Genomic DNA, 17974 nt, shown 5'->3' with positions numbered 1-17974 from the left:
TTATCATTTTGATTACATTAACAAAGAAGCAGCCTAAGGCCGTTATTTTTCTTTCTATCATCTCTCATGATAAAATAGGAAGGAATCTAACGGTCTTTTTTTTATATAAAATCATGCAACCGAAAATTTGCAAGAAACGAGATTTTCTTTTAGGCTCTGTTAACGCCAATGAAGTTTTTACTCCTGTTGATTGCAGTGGAAGGCGCGAAGACTCCTCCGAAAATGCTAACGCATTTTCATCGTGCGTGGGTAGTTTCGAGGAAGCTAATCAATGTCCTGGGGGATTAGCAAGTCTTCGGGAGACCCCGCAGGCGCTGAAAGCGCCGAGGAGGCTCCCGGACTGCAAGGAAGAATTTGATTTTTGAAAAAGCCGGCAGTTGGGCTTTTTCTTAATTCTTCCCCGCGGAAAGCGAAGCGCCTGGAACGAAAATCAACAGCCGTGGTAAACAGAGCCTAATTTAAAATAGAGGAGGAATGACATGTCTAAAAAGCTTGTGTTGATAGATGGAAACAGTATTGCTTACCGTGCATTTTTCGCGCTGCCGCTGTTGAATAATGAAAAAGGAATACATACGAATGCGGTTTATGGTTTTACGATGATGCTTATGAAAATTCTCGAGGATGAAAAGCCTACCCATATCCTTGTTGCGTTTGATGCCGGAAAAACGACCTTCAGGCATAAAACCTTCAGTGAATACAAGGGTGGAAGGCAAAAAACACCGCCAGAGCTTTCTGAGCAGTTTCCGTTTATCCGTGAGCTGCTGACGGCTTATGGCATCCCGCAATATGAGCTGGAGAACTATGAAGCCGATGACATTATCGGTACATTAAGCTTGCTGGCTGAAAAAGAAGGCTTTGAAACAAAGGTCATTTCAGGGGATAAGGACTTAACGCAATTAAGTTCTGACAAAACGACAGTCAATATCACGAGAAAAGGAATCACTGATATTGAGGAATATACACCTGAGCACATCAAGGAGAAATATGGTCTCACTGCGGAACAAATCATTGATATGAAGGGTCTTATGGGGGATGCATCTGATAATATTCCGGGAGTTCCTGGCGTAGGGGAAAAAACAGCAATCAAGCTGTTGAAGGAATATGGCACACTTGAAAATCTTTTGGATTCCATTGATCAAGTCAGCGGGAATAAGCTCAAGGAAAAGCTGGAGGAATTCAAAGACCAGGCCGTCATGAGCAAGGAACTCGCAACCATCACGCGGGAAGCACCAGTGGGAGTCGAGTTGAGTGAGCTTGAGTATGAAGGAGCAGAGAACGAAAAGCTCGTGAAAATGTTCAAAGAGCTCGGATTCAATTCCCTTCTGGACAAGCTGGGAGCAGTTGCGGAAACAGAGGATGTGGAGCTTGAAGACATAGAGTTCAAACAGCTGGATCAGATTGAGAAAGATATTTTTGCCAAAGACAATGGCTTTTATGTCGAAGTTCTAGAGGATAACTATCATTATGCAGATATTATCGGCTTTGGAGTAGTCAATGAAAACGGCAGCTTCTATCTGCCTGTAAAAATAGCCCTGGAATCTGAAGAGTTCAAGAAATGGGCCGAGGATGAGTCCAGCAAAAAAACAGTTTATGATGCGAAACGTTCTGAGGTTTCGTTGCGCCACCACGGGATCCATTTAAAGGGTGCCGACTTCGATGTGTCACTTGCATCCTATATCATCAATCCTTCGGAGTCGCCAGATGACCTGTCTGCCATTGCAAGGCAGCACGGATTTATGAGCGTGCAGGCTGACACAGCTGTCTATGGAAAAGGTGCTAAACGTAAAATACCTGAGGAGCGTATCCTTGGAGAGCATCTGGTCCGCAAGGCAGATGTACTTGTGTCATTAAAAGATAAGCTTGAGCAGGAGCTATGGGACAATGACCAATATGATCTGTTCAGAAGCCTTGAAATGCCGCTATCATTGGTGCTTGCCGATATGGAATATCAGGGTGTTAAGCTTGATATGAATCGTCTGGATAATATGGGTGAAGAAATCAAAGGCCGTCTAGCCGATATCGAAACCAGAATTTTTGAAATGGCAGGAGAACAGTTCAATATCAATTCTCCTAAACAATTAGGTGTCATCCTTTTTGAAAAACTGGGACTGCCGGCTGTGAAAAAGACGAAAACAGGCTATTCTACCTCAGCGGATGTCCTTGAAAAATTGGCACCGAAACATAAAATCATTGAAGAAATTCTTAACTATCGCCAGCTAGGAAAATTACAATCAACATATATTGAAGGCTTGCAAAAGGTCGTCAATAAAGAAACAGAAAAAGTGCATACAAGATTCAACCAGGCTTTAACAGCAACTGGAAGATTGAGTTCGACGGATCCGAACCTGCAGAACATACCAATCAGGCTTGAAGAAGGGCGGAAGATCAGGCAGGCATTTGTTCCATCCGAAAAAGGCTGGGTGATCTTTGCGGCGGACTATTCGCAAATTGAACTTCGTGTCCTCGCCCATATTGCCGGCGATGAGAAACTGATTGATGCTTTCCAGAATGACATGGATATCCATACCAAGACGGCAATGGAAGTATTTAATGTAGGGAAAGATGAAGTCACCTCCAATATGCGCCGACATGCAAAAGCAGTCAACTTCGGGATTGTCTACGGAATCAGCGATTATGGATTGTCCCAGAGCCTGAACATTACAAGGAAGGAAGCTGGCGAATTTATTGATCGATACCTTGAAAGCTATCCTGGTGTTAAAGAATATATGGATGAAATCGTTCAGGATGCCAAAGCGAAGGGCTATGTCCAGACATTATTGCATCGCCGCAGATACATTCCGGAAATTACGGCACGAAACTTCAACCTAAGGAGTTTTGCGGAACGGACGGCTATGAATACTCCGATCCAGGGCAGTGCCGCAGATATTATCAAGAAGGCAATGATTGATATGGCAGAGAGACTGCGCGAAGAGGGCATAAAGACAAGATTGCTGCTTCAGGTACATGATGAATTGATTTTTGAAGCACCTGAGGATGAAATTGAGTTATTGAAAAAGATCGTGCCAGAAGTCATGGAAAATGCCATTGAATTAAAGGTGCCGTTAAAGGTGGACTTCTCATATGGCCCGACGTGGTATGACGCAAAATAGCATTTGCAACATGGTTTTTACAGAGAAAGGCGGGATAAAATGCCTGAACTACCAGAGGTCGAAACCGTCAGACGGACATTAGAGGTTCTGACAATAGGCAAAAAAATTAAAGAAGTCTCTGTTTTTTGGCCAAAAATGATTAAGCTTCCAAATGAGGTCGAGCAGTTCAACGATGCATTGAAAGGTCAGACGATAAAAAATGTTGGCCGGAGGGGGAAATTCCTGATCCTTTACACGGAATATTTCGCGCTCGTTTCCCACTTAAGGATGGAAGGGAAATATGGTGTGTTCAATACGGATGAACCTGTGGATAAGCATACGCATGTCATTTTCCATTTTACCGATGGCACAGAATTGCGCTACAAGGATGTCAGGAAATTCGGCACGATGCACCTTTATGAAAAAGGGAAAGAGTTTGAAACGCAGCCTCTTGCCGATTTAGGTCCGGAACCTTTTTCAGAAGATTTTTCAGTGGAATGGCTGTCTGAAAAACTAAAAAAAACCAATAGAAAAATTAAGCCGGCACTGCTTGACCAAAAAATCCTTGTTGGCCTGGGAAATATCTATGTTGATGAGGCACTTTTCCGGGCAAAGATCCATCCCGAAAGAATTGCTAATTCCCTGACTCCAGATGAGGAGGCAGTGCTTTATAAGGAAATAGTCAGCACTCTGTCTGAAGCTGTCGAGAAAGGTGGGAGCACAATCCGTTCCTATGTGAACTCACAAGGACAGATTGGCATGTTCCAGCTTCAGCTTTATGCATATGGACGCAAGGGTGAACCCTGCAAGGTTTGCAGCACTCCATTGGAGAAAACCGTTGTAGGAGGACGTGGTACCCATTATTGCCCGTCGTGCCAGAAACTTAAATAAAATAATGACATGTTGATTTTCTCACCATAACTGGGCTCCTTCCATATACTAACGTAGCGATTGACAGGAAGGAGCTCAGTTTATGGCACAAACAATCTCGCTGCTTTTACTTGCATTCGCTGTCAGTCTTGACAGTTTCAGTGTAGGATTAACGTATGGATTGCGGAAGATGAAGATCCCGATTAAATCGATTGCTGTAATAGCCGTTTGTTCGGCTGTCGTCCTGATGGCAGCCATGATGATCGGGCATTTTCTTGAGAGCTTTTTTTCACCAGGAATGGCAGAGACACTGGGTGGCGCTGTCTTGATCGTTTTAGGCGGATGGGTGCTGTTCCAATTTTTCCGCGAAGACAAAACAGAATTGCTCTGTCACGAAAAAATAATCCTTAATCTAGAAATCAAATCGCTTGGTATCGTCATCAATATTCTGAAAAAACCAATGACAGCGGATTTTGACCGTTCAGGTACAATCAATGGAATTGAAGCTGTCATGCTCGGGCTTGCCCTGTCGCTTGATGCATTTGGTGCAGGGGTAGGGGCGGCGTTTTTAGGATTCTCTCCAGGATATCTGGCCTTGACAGTTGCCTGCATGAGTTCATTATTTGTGTATGCAGGGATGAGGATGGGAAGTTATTTTTCGGAGAGCGGATGGATGCAAAGATTTTCTTTTGTACCGGGAATATTATTGATCATAATTGGGTTGATGAAAATTTAACAGCCCCTTGAAAGGATAAAATGGGATGTCATTAGTTATCGGATTGACAGGAGGTATAGCAAGCGGAAAAAGCACGATATCAGCCATGTTCACTGACATTGGCATCACGGTGATCGATGCAGATATCGAGGCCAGGCTTGCTGTGGAGCCAGGAGAAAAAGCATACAATGATATTGTCAGCCATTTTGGCCAAGGAATTTTAGGAGATGACGGTTTGATAAACCGCCCTAAGTTGGGGGAAATCATCTTTAACAATGAAGAAAAGCGCTTGCTGTTAAATTCGATTGTCCATCCAGCAGTAAGGGAACGGATGGCAGAGAAGAGAGCGAAAGCTGAAGAGGCGAATGAAAAAGCCGTTGTACTGGATATTCCGCTATTGTTTGAAAGCAAGCTGACAGGACTGGTCGAAAAAATCATCGTGGTATATGTGGATGAGCAAACCCAGTTGGAAAGACTGATGAAGCGGAACGGGTTCTCAGAAGAAGAAGCATCTTCTAGGATCAATTCACAAATGCCACTGAAAGATAAAGTCAGATTGGCAGACGCAGTAATTGATAACAGCGGCAGCGTCGTGCAATCGAAGCAGCAACTGATGGAAATACTAATTAAATGGGAAATCTTAAGAGCCGAGTAGGCTCTTTTTTTGTTCTTAAAGAAAATTATAAATGTATTTAGGTGTGGATAAATGCTTGTGGTTTTCATAATCCAGCTCCAGCGCCTAGCCCCTCGAGTCGCTTCGAGCCGCCCAATGAAGTCAAAGAACGACTTCACCGGTCGGCCCTCTGAGGCACAGGACGTGCAGACCCGCCAGCCACAGGATGTGGCGTTATAGGCGGGCAGCGCTTGTCGGGGCTGAACGAGTCGTTTGCGCTTTTGTTCTGAAATGAACTGACTCATTTCTGGTGGGCCATTAAATTTACCTCTAAATGAATATTATTATCAGAATTATTTTAAATTTTAATTGTGTGCATTTATTTATCACAAATAAAATTTAATATGTTATACTAATACCATGCAAAGGGGTTATTAAGTATAACACTAATTCGGAAGGGGCCGTACAATGAAGGCGAGAATTGCGATTAACGGTTTTGGGAGAATTGGAAGAATGGTGTTCAGAAGAGCCATTCTTGAAGAAAATCTTGAGGTTGTAGCGATTAATGCGAGCTACCCAGCTGAAACACTGGCGCATTTAATAAAATATGATTCCACTCATGGACAATTTGCTGGAGAAGTCATTCCGGCTGATGATCATCTTGTTGTCAACGGAAAAACAGTTAAACTATTAAGCAACCGAAATCCTGCCGAGCTTCCATGGAAGGACATGAAGATTGATATTGTCATAGAAGCTACTGGAAAGTTCAATTCCCGTGAAAAGGCTGCACCTCATCTTGATGCTGGCGCAAAGAAGGTCATTTTGACAGCACCAGGCACTAATGAGGATATCACTATCGTGATGGGAGTAAATGAAAGCGCATTAAATATTGAAGTGCATGATATCATTTCGAATGCATCTTGCACAACAAACTGCCTTGCACCGGTTGCGAAAGTGCTGGACGATACTTTCGGTATCGAAAATGGTTTGATGACCACTGTGCATGCTTATACAAATGACCAGAATAATATCGATAACCCTCACAAGGATTTGCGCAGGGCGCGTTCTTGCGGGCAATCCATCATTCCAACATCAACTGGGGCAGCTAAGGCACTTTCACTTGTGCTGCCACAGCTTAAAGGAAAACTGCATGGTATGGCGCTAAGGGTACCGACTCCAAACGTCTCACTAGTTGACCTGGTTGTCGACCTGAAGCGTGAGGTAACCGTGGACGAAATAAACGACGCGTTCTATTCAGCATCTAAAGGAAGGCTCAAGGGCGTCCTTGATATCACAACAGATCCCCTTGTTTCAATCGACTTTAATACCAATGAACATTCTGCAATCATTGATGGCCTGTCTACAATGGTCATCGGTGCCAACAAAGTAAAGGTTCTTGCATGGTATGACAATGAGTGGGGATATTCAAGCCGGGTTGTAGACCTGACAAAGCATGTTGCCCAGGCAATGTTTAATTCCAATTCAGCAACGGTAAGAGTAGGGTAATTTTCATAAAACAAAAAGCTTGCTTACCGGCAAGCTTTTTGTTTTGTCTGTATTACATACCTTATTTTCATATAACTTTGCAGCCGATCCCCAGGTAAAAAACCCGACAGTTTTTATAGCTGGATCCCCCCTAAAAGCCTATAGAATAGCTATCTCCCAAACTATAAAAATCGAAGCATAAAAATCATGAAAAAAATTTGTTTCCATGTGTTGCAAAAAAAATATAAACAAAGTATACTAGTCATCGTGAACTTCTTAATAACGGTACCAATTGGCTACTTAAAGGGTTAGGACCTCTCTGGACTAACTTTCCCCCGTGGTAGTTAAGATACCATTGAAGCAAAGAAATTCATTCTAATATTGTTAGAGGGGGAAATTGAATATGGAAACAATGGGTCGTCATGTAATTTCTGAACTTTGGGGTTGCGATTTTGAAAAATTGAATGATATGGATTTTATTGAACAAACTTTTGTTGGAGCAGCATTGAAATCAGGTGCTGAAATCCGCGAAGTGGCTTTCCACAAATTTGCGCCACAGGGTGTAAGTGGAGTTGTCATTATTTCTGAATCTCATTTAACTATTCACAGCTTCCCGGAACACGGATACGCCAGCATCGATGTTTACACTTGCGGTGATCTGAATCCTAACATTGCAGCTGACTATATTGCAGAAGCTCTTGGCGCTCAAACTCGTGAGAATATCGAAATTCCACGCGGCATGGGTCCTGTGCATGTGAAGCAAGCACAAGCTAAAGCTCTATAATGAAAATATGAAAATTCACAAGAGGTGTAGCGATACACCTCTTTTTATTTTGCTGTAAAATACGGTAGAATGATAATAGAAATAACTTGCAGGAGGATTTTTGATGTCACTATTAAAATCCATAACAGGACGGTACGAAAAATTCAGTGGAACAAGTGAAAATAATAGGGATGAGCAGCTGAAGACCCGTTATTATAAAACGAACTTTAACCAGATGTTCCAGACGGTCGAAGACTTGCTGAAGGCTGACCCTTTGTTTAAGATAACGAGTGTTTCAAAAGAACATGGAGAAATATCAGCCGAATTAAAGGGGAAGATGTCTGCTTTTTTAACGGCCACAGTTATTACTACAAAACCATTTGAGACCGCAGTCGACCTACATATCTCTACTGAAAAGTTTTCACTGGCAGGCATCAACCCGACTTTGAAGCAGGAGCTGGTGAAGATTTATGAGAAACTGGACTCCACACACCCGTTTATTGGTTCAGGCAAGTATGGAAAGCAATAGTTCCTCTTGTCCCATCACCATCTTTTTTATAAGATAATACTAGGATAATGCTTATGGACGTATTGGTGGAACAAGCGAATGGTCCTTCGCTCATACTATATTTCAAAATATTCGGAGCTGATCGAAATGAAATGTCCAACTTGCCAAAATAACTCTACCCGGGTTCTTGATTCAAGACCGGTTGACGATAGCCGATCAATTCGACGCAGACGCGAATGCGAAGCTTGCGGATTTCGCTTTACCACCTTCGAGAAGGTTGAAGAAATTCCTTTGATTGTCGTGAAAAAAGAAGGTACTCGTGAAGAGTTCAATCGGGAAAAACTCCTTCGCGGTTTAATAAAAGCATGTGAAAAGCGGCCTGTCGCTTTGAAAGAACTCGAGGATTTGGTTTCCGAAGTAGAAAAAGAACTTCGAAGCCATGGAGTTTCTGAAGTAAAGAGCGATGCCGTTGGAGAAATGGTGATGGACAGGCTGGCTAAGATTGATGAAGTCGCCTATGTCCGGTTCGCGTCAGTTTACCGACAGTTTAAGGATATCAATGTCTTTATTGATGAATTGAAAGAGTTGTTGAAAAAAGAGCAGTCATAACAATTGGGGTCCGGTTGACTCCTGGAAAAATCCTGAAGAGCTGAAGGGAACTTCAGCTCTTTTTAAGGCTTTTTTAGAATTTCACTAGAGGTTTGAATTCGATGGTAGAGAGCCTTAACATGAAGTGTACTTATTGATTCAGAATGGAGGGAATAGGATGGCTCAGCATTGGCAAGAGACTTTGCCTGTAGACCAATATATTGTTGCATCAGGTGGTTTATTGCATGACTACGATCGCAAGGTGCTCACTTTCTTGTACCAGCCTTTGATTGGGCCAGCTTGCTTAAGCCTTTATATGACCTTATGGGCAGAGCTGGAAGAAAACCGGCTTTGGTCACAGCCTGTCACACACCATAACTTGATGACAATCATGGACATGAACCTTAAGGATATTTACCAGGCTCGCCAAAAGCTCGAAGGCATGGGGTTGTTGAAGACCTATGTGAAAAATAGCGAGGAAGGCCGTTCATTTATTTATGAACTGCAGCCGCCTTTGACTCCTGAACAATTTTTCCTAGATGGCATGTTGAATGTCTATTTGTATCGAAAAGTCGGCAAGAACCAATTTTTGCGGCTTAAACGATTTTTCAGCGATAAAACTGCTGAATCAGAGACCGGATATGAGGAGATTACGAAGGCATTCCAGGATGTGTTCTTGTCTGTACCGACTCAGGCACTAATGCATAATGAAGATTCAGCTGCCGACCTTAAGGTGGAGGAAGGGAATTCCTTTATCGGCAGAGGAGAAACTTCCAAAATACAGATTGACCCTGCAGAGTTCAACTTTGATTTGCTTTTGGGAGGGCTGCAGGAATCACTCATACCTAAAAAAGCATTTACATCCAAGGTTAAGGAAGCAATCAGCAATCTTGCCTTCCTATATGGTATTGATGCCCTGAAGATGAAGAACATCGTTTTGAGTGCGGTAAATACAGATAACGATATAGATATAGAGGAACTTCGAAAGGCCGCTCGTGACTGGTATCAGTTTGAACACCAGGATCAGCTTCCGGCACTGCTGGACCGGACCCAGCCTCTCCAGCAAAAAGCTGGTATCGAGAAGCCGAAAACACAGGAAGAGGAATTGGTGCTTTATTTCGAAAAAACATCCCCACGCCAGCTTTTGATTGACCTGTCTGGCGGAGCGGAACCATCGAAGGCAGACTTACAGATCATCGAAGAGGTGATGTTCAAGCAAAAGCTGCTTCCGGGAGTCGTGAATGTTTTAGTTCAATATGTTATGCTCAAAACGGATATGAAGCTGGCAAAGGGTTATATTGAAAAGATTGCCAGCCACTGGTCCAGGAAAAAAATATCGACCGTCAGGGATGCAATGCAGCTGGCTAAAAGCGAGCACAGGCAGTATCTTGAATGGGCAGAAGGGAAAAAAGCACCTTCTTCATCATCTGGAAAAAGGAAGCCTGTCCGTAAAGAGGTTTTGCCCGATTGGTTTGGTAAAAAGACCGACGGTGAACCTGAGCAGCAAAAAAATGCTGCAGATGTGGATCCTGATTTTGAAATAGAAAAGAAAAAGCTTGAAGAAGAATTAAAGAAATTTAAATCTGGGAGGTGATTTATTTGCAAAACATTAATGAAACATTGAAGAAGCTGGCGAATAACCAGAATTTTCAGGAGCGCTATGAAGCTATCAAGAGGCAGGTCATGCAGGATCCGCATATCAAGGAATTCCTCGATGAAAATGCAGAGTATATCACCAGGGAAATGCTCGACGGCAGTATGTCGAAGCTTTATGAGTTCTCAAACCAGAGCAAAGGCTGTGAAGTTTGCGAGAGTCTCGCGGGCTGCAAGAACATGATTAAGGGATATGAGCCAGAGCTTTTCATAAAAGGCAATTTCATTGACATAAAATATGACCGGTGCAAGAAGAAGGTCATGCATGATGAGCAGCAAAAGAATGCAAGCCTGATCAATAGTATTTTTGTGCCAAAGGAAATCTTGAAGGCATCTTTCGGGGATATTGAGCTGGATGACGCCGGAAGGTTCAAGGCGATCAAGATGGCAAAAGACTTTGTTGAGAATTATGAACCGGGCCGAAAGCAAAAGGGTTTATTCCTTCATGGACCGTTCGGGACAGGTAAATCATATTTGCTTGGGGCAATCGCGAATGAACTTGCACAGAAACAGATTAGTTCATTGATTGTCTATGTACCTGAATTTTTCAGAGAAATGAAAAATGCGATCGGTGATCATACTGTCAATGACAAGCTTGAAGCAATCAAGAAGGCTAATGTACTCATGCTCGATGACATTGGAGCAGAAACGATGAGCAGCTGGGCGAGGGATGAAATCCTCGGAACGATCCTGCAGTTCCGTATGCTTGAGAACCTTCCAACCTTCTTTACCTCCAATTTCGACTTAAAAGGGCTCGAGCATCATTTGACGCACAGCCAGCGGGGAGAAGAAGAACAATTGAAGGCAGCAAGAATTATGGAACGGATTAAATATCTTGCCGAACCGGTGAAAGTAGAAGGAAAGAATCGCAGAATATAAAAAATGTGCCGCAGCTAATCAAGCTGCGGCACATTTTTTGCACTTATAACCAGTTATCGGCCATATGGACACTTCTAAATTGTCCAAGTCCCCCATATATATAATCAGGGATTATTTAAGAGGGGGGATATGGTTGATTGAAATCATCTTCCAAAAAAAGCAGGATGCCTGGAATTTGTATCAACATTTAGTCGCCAGGCTTGCTTCGTGGCAGGAAACGAATTCAATTCTTCTTAATGAAGATCGAAATAGAGTGCTTATTCCAGAAGAGTTTTATAAAAATGAGAAATTGCATGTACTCAAGAAAAGTGTTTATGATTTTATTTTAAAGGTGAAACGCGATGACTGGCTTAGAGCCATCCTGGCAGAATCGTATTATTATAATGACAGTGAAGAACAGGACCAAATTCTTGATATCATTTATTCCGTCATAGAAGGCAACCGTAAAGAGCTGGCTCCTTTCATGGACGGTGTCGGGGAACAAGGCATGATCCAGAGTTCGATTAATGAAATTATTAATGAAAGAGTTTCATTCTCTTTTGACTCCTTTGTCATGTTCAGGCTTAAGGCCTATACTGAGCAGCTCTCCCAATGGGTAGAGATTGCGATTGATGAGTATAAAATGGAACAGGAGTACCAGGTTTTCCTGCATACACTGAGGGATTTCCTTGAGGGCAGGAAGCCGCAGATGTCCCATTTATATCTGGTGATTGACGAGAATATGATCTTTTATAATCAGCAATTCACAGAAATGAAACGGAGTGAGCTGTTTAAAACGATTGACCGTAAGCTGCTTGTCAACCATCCTGTCTATGTTGACTCCGGGACGATTGCGCCGTTGCTGTCAATTGCGCCTGAAACCATTTACTTATACACAGATGATTCCCATCAGCCATTAGTGAGGACGATCATCAATCTTTTTGAAGAACGTGTAAAAGTCAGCCCAGTTTCCGCTTTTTATGATGAAAAAGTAAACTTTTTTAAAGAGGATCGTGAAAATATACAATAGCCCACTTGATTTTCAAAACATTACAAACTATAATTACGTACATACTAAATCAATAGTGAATGTAATGATGAGGACATGGGCATTCTTGAAAGGTTTCAAGAGAGGGAAGGCTTGGCTGAAAACTTCCTAACACTAAAGAAACGCTTACCACCTCTGAACTCCAGCTGTGAACGCCCATAGGGCAAGTATTGGCTGGCGGCAGAAGCCGTTACCGCAACCAGAGCCATTCCTGCGTGATCTTTGCGCTAGAGTGGGAATTGGGTGGAACCACGTGTGATCAAACTCGTCCCTGTTTCAGGGACGGGTTTTTTTATTTTTTGCGCAAAAATTGCGCCACATTTTAAAAGGAGGAAAAGCCAATGGCAGACATGTTAAAAATATCGTTTCCAGATGGAGCAGTGAAGGAGTTTCCGGCAGGCACAACGACTGAAGATATCGCCAGCTCGATCAGCCCGGGCCTAAAGAAGAAAGCCATTGCGGGTATGGTCAATGGACAGCCGTATGATCTCAAGAGAGCGATCGAGGAGGACGCAGCAATCGAAATCGTCACTCCTGACCATCCAGAAGCACTAGAAATCCTGCGCCACAGCTCAGCTCACTTGATGGCACAGGCAATCAAGCGTCTTTATAAAGATGTTAACCTCGGAGTAGGGCCGGTAATTGAAGGCGGCTTCTACTATGATATCGATATGGAACATTCTTTATCTCCGGAAGATTTGCCAGAGATTGAAAAGGAAATGAAGAAAATCATCAATGAGAACATTGAGATTGTCCGTAAAGAAGTAAGCCGTGAGGATGCTGTCAAGTTTTTCAAAGAGCTTGGTGACCCTTATAAGCTTGAATTGATTGAAGCGATTCCCGCGGATGAGAAGGTCACTCTTTATGAACAGGGAGACTTTGTCGACCTTTGCCGTGGGGTACACGTCCCATCAACTGGCAAACTGAAGGAATTCAAATTGTTGAGCATTGCCGGTGCTTACTGGCGCGGTGACAGTGACAACAAGATGCTCCAAAGAATTTACGGTACAGCTTTCTTCAAAAAGGAAGACCTGAAGGAGCACTTGAGACTGTTGGAAGAAGCAAAGGAACGTGACCATCGCAAGCTTGGCAAGGAACTTAACTTATTTACTAATTCACAGAAGGTAGGCCAGGGGCTTCCTTTATGGCTTCCGAAAGGTGCAACAATCCGCCGCATCATCGAACGCTATATTGTTGATAAAGAAGTCAGCCTTGGATATGATCATGTCTACACTCCGGTAATGGGAAGTGTCGAACTTTATAAAACTTCAGGACACTGGGATCACTATCAGGAAAACATGTTCCCTGTCATGGAAATGGAAAATGAACAGCTTGTTTTAAGACCAATGAACTGTCCGCACCATATGATGGTGTACAAAAATAGCATCCATAGCTACAGGGAGCTTCCAATCAGGATAGCTGAGCTTGGAACAATGCACCGTTACGAAATGTCCGGTGCACTGGCTGGGTTGCAGCGTGTGCGCGGCATGACTTTGAACGATGCTCACCTCTTTGTCCGCCCTGATCAGATCAAGGAAGAGTTCAAACGTGTAGTAGAGCTTGTACTTGAAGTCTACAAGGATTTTGATATGAATGACTATTCCTTCCGTCTATCCTACAGAGATCCTGAAGATAAGGAAAAGTACTTCGATGATGATCAGATGTGGGAAAAGGCTCAAGCTATGCTGAAAGAAGCGATGGATGAGATGGGTCTTGAATATTTCGAGGCTGAAGGCGAAGCAGCATTCTACGGACCGAAGCTTGATGTCCAGGTCAAGACTGCCCTTGGCAAAGAGGAGACTCTTTCAACAGTCCAGCTTGACTTCTTGCTTCCAGAGCGATTTGACCTGACTTATATCGGCGAAGACGGCAAGCACCATCGTCCTGTCGTTATCCACCGTGGCGTCGTATCGACTATGGAACGCTTTGTAGCCTTCCTGATCGAAGAGTACAAAGGGGCATTCCCGACTTGGCTGGCTCCAGTACAGGCACAGATTATTCCGGTATCTCCTTCAGTCCACTATGACTATGCAAGAGAAATCAAAGAGAAGCTTAAAGCAGAAGGCTTCCGTGTTGAAATCGATGGCCGTGACGAAAAAATCGGCTACAAAATCCGCGAAGCGCAAATGCAAAAAGTTCCTTATATGCTCGTAGTCGGTGACAATGAAGTAGCAGAAAAAGCAGTCAACGTCCGTAAATACGGCGAACAGAAATCAGACACAATTGCCTTTGATGAATTCCTGGAGTCATTCAGGAAAGAAGCGAAGAAATAAGAAAAGCTTAATATGAAATAAGAGGAGCTCCAGGCTCCTCTTATTTTATAGCTATTATTCTATAGGTTTGGAACACGTTGGACATAAATTTTTTGTATAGCTGCGCGGTATTCTTTCACCGCAATTCCGGCAGGATTTTATGTTAACAGGCGTATTGTCAATATCATTGGAAAAACCGTAGCCAGTCCTGAAAAATTTCAATGCGGTGCCAGCGAGCAATCCAGTGACCACACCGGTGATAATAATCGCGATCAGCATTTGTACACCAGCTTTCTTGTCTATTTCTACCAATAATTATAGCAAGAAATAAGCAATGAGGCAGTGACAAATTATCATGATAGTTATGATTTAGCGACTACTTTTCGCAGGGAAATTTACTTATGCCTAAAAAAAAGTATTGCAGCCTGTATTTCTATCTGATACAATACTTTTTGTTGCAGTTAACGAAAGTGATTCGTTTGACACATTAATTTCTTTATGCTATATTAGCAAGAGTGAACTGAATACAAGTTTTAGGAAAGAAGAAGCACCCGCTTCTCACCTGGCTGACGCATTTCAGCTGTTGGCAGGTAATACGTAAACGTCTAATTATTTTGTTTCCGTAAGTGTGGGTGTCGTCGCCTGCACTTTTTTTATTGCAAAATAAAAATTGGACTATATCGTATGTCATTGTGTGAGCAAGATAAGGCTTCGGCCTTGGCAATGTACTTCTTCTCCTTGACAATGTATTCGATAAAACCCTGGAGGTGGCTAATTATTAGCAAAGATGCGATGATACTAAACGAGGGAATTCGTGCTCGCGAAATTCGTCTGATCGATCAAAATGGCGAGCAATTAGGAATTAAATCCAAAGCTGAGGCTCTTGAGATCGCAACACGTGTAAATCTTGATCTTGTCCTTGTTGCTCCGAACGCGAAGCCTCCTGTAGGCCGAATCATGGACTACGGAAAATTCAAGTTCGAACAGCAAAAGAAAGAAAAAGAAGCACGTAAGAATCAAAAAATCATCACAACTAAAGAAGTCCGTCTTAGTCCGTCAATTGATGAGCATGACTTTAACACAAAGTTGCGCAATGCTATCAAGTTCCTGGAAAAAGGCGATAAGGTTAAAGCATCAATCCGTTTTAAGGGCCGTGCTATAACCCATAAGGAAATCGGTCAGCGTGTTCTTGATCGCTTCTCTGAAGCTTGCAAAGAAGTAGCGACAATTGAATCACATCCGAAAATGGATGGCCGAAGCATGTTCCTAGTTCTAGCACCTAAAACTGAAAAGTAACGAGGAGGAAGTCCCTATGCCAAAAATGAAAACTCACCGCGGCACTGCCAAGCGTTTCAAGAAAACTGGAACTGGCAAGCTTAAGCGTTCACACGCTTACACTAGCCACTTATTTGCTAACAAGTCTACAAAAGCTAAGCGTAAGCTTCGCAAATCTGCAATCGTTTCTAAAGGCGATTTCAAACGCATTCGTCACATGCTTGACAACATTAAGTAAATTCGAGCGAGCTCGATTTATATAGGAGGGAAATTACATGCCACGTGTAAAAGGCGGTACAGTTACGCGCAAGCGTCGTAAAAAAGTCATTAAATTAGCAAAAGGTTATTACGGTTCAAAACATACATTATACAAGGTTGCTAACCAGCAGGTTATGAAATCCCTAATGTATGCATTCCGCGACCGTCGCCAGAAGAAGCGCGACTTCCGCAAACTTTGGATTGCTCGTATCAACGCAGCAGCTCGCATGAACGGCCTTTCTTACAGCCGTATGATGCACGGCCTTAAGCTTGCAGGTATCGAAGTAAACCGCAAGATGCTTGCTGAACTAGCAGTAAGCGATGCAGCAGCATTCGCTCAATTGGCTGAAACAGCTAAGCAACAATTCAACAAGTAATGAAGATAACCATTCTCTCCAGAGGATGGTTTTTTCTTTTTTTAAGATATAATGAATCTCATACAACATAAAGAGGACGTGAAGATGTGGGGATTTGGAGTTTGGCTGGCTTGATTTTTATTATGAACCTTGCGGGCTTTTTTATCATGGGAATGGATAAAAAGCGGGCAAGGAACAATCATTATCGAATAAGCGAAAAAACTCTGTGGAATATTGCTTTTTTTGGAGGAGCAATCGGGGCAGCAGCTGGTATGAAGCATTACAGGCATAAGACGAAGCATGCCCAGTTTAAATATGGGTTGCCGCTGCTTGCGATAATTGAGATTGGTATATTTACATATTTATTTAAGCTTTTGGCATAACAGCTTGTATGATTCTATAAGCTAGTAGCAACAAAGACTTAGCAGGCAGGTGACAAGAATGGATGATGCGTGGTCAATGCTGCTGATTGTTGTGGAATCTGGAGGCTGGTTTGCACCAGTGTTGTTTATCTTGTTTCATGTTTTCCGCCAATTTGTATTCATACCTCCTGCGGTTGTCTGTATTGCTGGAGGATTAATGTTTGGGGTCGTACCCGGAATTGTATATTCGCTGCTCGGCTTGTCGGGTGCAAGTATATTATTCTACTTTTTAATGAGACAGATTCCAGAAATGATGAACAAGCTAAGCAGGCTGAAAAAAAGGCTGGTAGGGCGCTTCAGGGATTTGACCGTCGCCCAGGTCGCGCTGTTGAGGCTTGTGCCGGTGATTCATTACCAGCTGCTAAGCTTTTGCCTTTACGACCGGAAAAGCAATTTTAAAGATTTTATGATTGCTTCATTTCTTGCGAATATTCCATTCGTTATCTTTTATACGATATTCGGCGAGTATGTCGGAGAATTCAGCTCATTTACAGGGCTTTTTATGATGATGGTATTTTTGCTGTTAGCCTATTTGTTGCGAGAGAAAATTACCTTCATAAAATGGCGTGAATTTTTTGATAGAACAACATAAGAAAAAGCGTCCGGAATATTTCGGACGCTTTTACATTTTATATCTCATCATTCTGGTCCTGATTCGCCATGAATTCCTTAATTGGGCTTTTCCAGTCAATTTTGGCCACTGGATAGCTTTCACGGATTTTCCGTTCAATGAATTGGAAATCCTCAAGGACAAGCCCTTTTAAGGCCGAAGTTTTTTTAGGCCAAATAAAAATGGAAACAACCTCAAAAGCAGACGGCGTCGTGCCTAAATACTTTTCACCCTCAAATAAAACTCCCTTATATGTTAATAAGAAATTCTTGCGGACATTGTCTTGATCATCCAATAAGAAAAAGCGCTTCTGTTCATGAGCAAGCTCCAGCTTTCTTTTCGGGTGGAATAAATACTTCACCGCGCTGTATATTAGAAAAATGAATAAAAGTAATAAAATAAGACGTAAAAGCAGAATCATGACTGCCCCTCCAATGCGAACTTTCTTTATTTACGGATGAGGTTCCAAATAGTTTCAACAAATTTATAATTGATTTATACTTTTTTTATGCGGATGATGATTGCGGGTGAGGATTGATCCATTTTAAAGAGGGAACATCGAGAAGTAAGGAGATGGGACAGGTATAGGCGGAAACAAGGCAAAGCTGTCA

At 42.6% G+C, this 17974-nt stretch carries 19 protein-coding genes and 1 other annotated feature; of the genes, 18 read left to right on the top strand and 1 reads right to left on the bottom strand.

Features of this window, described 5'->3' with window-relative positions:
• Positions 1-8 precede the first annotated feature (8 nt).
• From J7E32_RS07505 to J7E32_RS07420, 18 genes are all read left to right on the top strand, one after another.
• Entirely contained in the window at positions 9-365 is a 357-nt protein-coding gene (locus tag J7E32_RS07505; protein WP_214905866.1) for a hypothetical protein, read from the top strand.
• A 114-nt stretch (positions 366-479) separates the two neighbouring features.
• Positions 480-3110, top strand: a complete 2631-nt coding sequence (gene polA, locus J7E32_RS07500; protein ID WP_214905863.1) for a DNA polymerase I — start codon at positions 480-482, stop codon at positions 3108-3110.
• A 39-nt stretch (positions 3111-3149) separates the two neighbouring features.
• Entirely contained in the window at positions 3150-3980 is an 831-nt protein-coding gene (gene mutM, locus J7E32_RS07495) for a DNA-formamidopyrimidine glycosylase (RefSeq protein ID WP_214905860.1), read from the top strand.
• A gap of 82 nt (positions 3981-4062) precedes the next feature.
• On the top strand, positions 4063-4695 hold the full coding sequence (ytaF, locus tag J7E32_RS07490) for a sporulation membrane protein YtaF (protein WP_214905857.1): 633 nt from the start codon (positions 4063-4065) through the stop codon (positions 4693-4695).
• Positions 4696-4720: 25 nt separating this feature from the next.
• Positions 4721-5329, top strand: coding sequence for a dephospho-CoA kinase (coaE, locus tag J7E32_RS07485; RefSeq protein ID WP_214905854.1), 609 nt, complete (start codon positions 4721-4723; stop codon positions 5327-5329).
• Positions 5330-5755: 426 nt separating this feature from the next.
• Positions 5756-6793, top strand: coding sequence for a glyceraldehyde-3-phosphate dehydrogenase (locus tag J7E32_RS07480; protein WP_214905852.1), 1038 nt, complete (start codon positions 5756-5758; stop codon positions 6791-6793).
• 382 nt (positions 6794-7175) lie between these two features.
• Positions 7176-7556: an adenosylmethionine decarboxylase gene (gene speD, locus J7E32_RS07475; RefSeq protein WP_192471432.1), complete on the top strand. Its 381-nt coding sequence runs from the start codon at positions 7176-7178 to the stop codon at positions 7554-7556.
• 103 nt (positions 7557-7659) lie between these two features.
• Positions 7660-8064, top strand: coding sequence for a hypothetical protein (locus J7E32_RS07470; RefSeq protein ID WP_214905848.1), 405 nt, complete (start codon positions 7660-7662; stop codon positions 8062-8064).
• A 126-nt stretch (positions 8065-8190) separates the two neighbouring features.
• A complete protein-coding gene (gene nrdR, locus J7E32_RS07465; protein ID WP_214906308.1) occupies positions 8191-8652 on the top strand; it encodes a transcriptional regulator NrdR in 462 nt (153 codons plus the stop codon).
• Between the two features lie 157 nt (positions 8653-8809).
• Entirely contained in the window at positions 8810-10225 is a 1416-nt protein-coding gene (locus tag J7E32_RS07460; RefSeq protein ID WP_214905846.1) for a replication initiation and membrane attachment family protein, read from the top strand.
• A 5-nt stretch (positions 10226-10230) separates the two neighbouring features.
• Positions 10231-11163: a primosomal protein DnaI gene (dnaI, locus tag J7E32_RS07455; protein ID WP_214905844.1), complete on the top strand. Its 933-nt coding sequence runs from the start codon at positions 10231-10233 to the stop codon at positions 11161-11163.
• Between the two features lie 133 nt (positions 11164-11296).
• Positions 11297-12172 carry a putative sporulation protein YtxC gene (gene ytxC, locus J7E32_RS07450; RefSeq protein ID WP_214905842.1) on the top strand — a complete coding sequence of 292 codons (876 nt, stop codon included), beginning with the start codon at positions 11297-11299 and terminating at the stop codon, positions 12170-12172.
• A gap of 359 nt (positions 12173-12531) precedes the next feature.
• Entirely contained in the window at positions 12532-14463 is a 1932-nt protein-coding gene (gene thrS, locus J7E32_RS07445) for a threonine--tRNA ligase (protein ID WP_214905840.1), read from the top strand.
• A gap of 512 nt (positions 14464-14975) precedes the next feature.
• Positions 14976-15102: a sequence feature (ribosomal protein L20 leader region), on the top strand.
• Between the two features lie 114 nt (positions 15103-15216).
• Entirely contained in the window at positions 15217-15738 is a 522-nt protein-coding gene (infC, locus tag J7E32_RS07440; RefSeq protein ID WP_214906305.1) for a translation initiation factor IF-3, read from the top strand.
• A 16-nt stretch (positions 15739-15754) separates the two neighbouring features.
• Positions 15755-15955: a 50S ribosomal protein L35 gene (rpmI, locus tag J7E32_RS07435; protein ID WP_023627047.1), complete on the top strand. Its 201-nt coding sequence runs from the start codon at positions 15755-15757 to the stop codon at positions 15953-15955.
• 37 nt (positions 15956-15992) lie between these two features.
• Positions 15993-16352 (top strand): 50S ribosomal protein L20, encoded by a 360-nt coding sequence (rplT, locus tag J7E32_RS07430; RefSeq protein ID WP_041967619.1) that lies wholly within the window; start codon positions 15993-15995, stop codon positions 16350-16352.
• 86 nt (positions 16353-16438) lie between these two features.
• Positions 16439-16714 (top strand): DUF1294 domain-containing protein, encoded by a 276-nt coding sequence (locus J7E32_RS07425; RefSeq protein WP_353654028.1) that lies wholly within the window; start codon positions 16439-16441, stop codon positions 16712-16714.
• 58 nt (positions 16715-16772) lie between these two features.
• On the top strand, positions 16773-17345 hold the full coding sequence (locus tag J7E32_RS07420; RefSeq protein ID WP_214905838.1) for a TVP38/TMEM64 family protein: 573 nt from the start codon (positions 16773-16775) through the stop codon (positions 17343-17345).
• A 37-nt stretch (positions 17346-17382) separates the two neighbouring features.
• Here J7E32_RS07420 and J7E32_RS07415 read toward each other — a convergent pair whose 3' ends face one another.
• Positions 17383-17784 (bottom strand): sigma-w pathway protein ysdB, encoded by a 402-nt coding sequence (locus J7E32_RS07415; protein WP_214905837.1) that lies wholly within the window; start codon positions 17782-17784, stop codon positions 17383-17385.
• Positions 17785-17974 lie beyond the last annotated feature (190 nt).

The sequence above is a fragment of the Bacillus sp. ISL-55 genome (genome assembly GCF_018613155.1).
Classification (GTDB): Bacteria; Bacillota; Bacilli; order Bacillales; family Cytobacillaceae; genus Mesobacillus.
This window is presented reverse-complemented; position numbering and strand designations above follow the sequence as displayed.